Below are 1,466 nucleotides of genomic sequence, written 5' to 3'. Positions count from 1 at the left end.
GCCGAAGCCGAGGCGGCGCACCCTGCGCGATCCCGCGCGCCGCCTCGGCTTCGGCCCATGCGACGGCGGCGGGCAGCGCGGACGGCAGGATATCGGCAAGATCGATCATCACGGGGCTCCTCGGGCGGTTGTCGTGGCATCGGGCACCAGTTTAGTCCCGAATCGGCACGGTTCGCGGGGCGGCTCGTGACACGCGGCGCCGTCCTGTTCAGGTCGCCGCACTCACCAGGGAATACCCTGACCCACACCCGCTCCGCCGCATATCTTTTCCCCGCGATTATTTCGTTTCAGTACACATTCCGCGATCATCTATCTCGAAAATTTCCCGGATGTGTACCGTTTTCGGATTCGGAGGAATATATTGATCAGAAGAACGGCCGCGGCGACCATTGGACAGCAGTGCGCGGCGTCATCCCGAAGAGGATCGCTAGATGATCAGGGTAATTCTGGCTGACGATCACGCAGTCATGCGGGACGGACTGCGTTACATCCTGGAAACGGCCGGCGGTTTCGAAATCGTCGGCGAGGCGAGCGACGGCTCGGCCACGCTCGCGCTGGTCGAGCGCGGCGCCGCCGACGTGTTGCTGCTCGACCTGTCGATGCCCGCGCCGACCGGCATCGAGCTGATCCGGCTGGTGAAGCGCCACGCGCCGTCGCTGCGCACGCTCGTGCTGACGATGCATGCGGAGGCGCAGTACGCGGCGCGCGCGTTCAAGGCCGGTGCAACCGGCTACCTGACGAAGGACAGCGCGACCGCCGAGCTCGTCGAAGCGGTCGGCAAGGTGGCCGCGGGCGGCGTCTACGTGAGCCCGTCGGCGGCCGAAAGTCTCGCGCTCACGCTGCGCACGCCGGCCGCGACGCTGCCGCACGAACGGCTGTCCGCGCGCGAGCTCGACGTGATGCGCCGCATCGTCGCGGGCCGGACCGTCACGCAGATCGCGACCGAACTCGCGCTCAGCGCGAAGACGGTCAGCACGTACAAGACACGGATCCTCGAGAAGATGGAACTGCCGCACGAAGCGGCGCTGATCCGCTACGCGGTGCGCCACGACCTCGACCCCGGCGGCGACGCATGACGGCCGCCTTCCGCTTCCCGCCCTCGCCGCCGGACGACGACAACCCGGACGCGTCGCGCCTGTTCATGTCGTCGCTGCCGCCGGGCCGACGCGAACGGCGGCTCGCGCTCGCGACCGTGCTCATCTCCGCCGTGATCTTCGCCGCGCTTGCGCCGTTCGCCGGCAGGCCGCTGGCGCCGGGAGCGGCGTTCATCCCCGTGTACCAGTCGGCGATCGTCGTCAACGACATGGTGACGGCCGGCCTGCTGCTCGGCCAGTACGCGATCCTGCGCCAGCGGCCGCTGCTCGTGCTCGCGGGCGGCTACCTGTTCACGGGTTTCATGGCCGGCACCCACATGCTGACCTTTCCCGGGCTGTTCACGCCGACCGGCCTGCTCGGCGCCCGCGACA

General features: G+C 68.6%; 2 protein-coding genes. Both read left to right on the top strand.

The window, feature by feature from the left end; all coding sequences use genetic code 11:
* Positions 1-431 precede the first annotated feature (431 nt).
* Positions 432-1,076: a response regulator transcription factor gene (locus G3N99_RS40055; protein ID WP_206125175.1), complete on the top strand. Its 645-nt coding sequence runs from the start codon at positions 432-434 to the stop codon at positions 1,074-1,076.
* A partial coding sequence (locus G3N99_RS40050; protein ID WP_206125174.1) for an MASE4 domain-containing protein occupies positions 1,073-1,466 on the top strand: 394 nt, incomplete at its 3' end. The genes G3N99_RS40055 and G3N99_RS40050, both read left to right, overlap by 4 nt.

The organism is Burkholderia sp. Ac-20392 (assembly GCF_017104585.1).
GTDB lineage: Bacteria > Pseudomonadota > Gammaproteobacteria > Burkholderiales > Burkholderiaceae > Burkholderia > Burkholderia lata.
The sequence above is the reverse complement of the archived record's forward strand: the minus strand, read 5'-3'. Positions and strand labels throughout refer to the sequence as shown.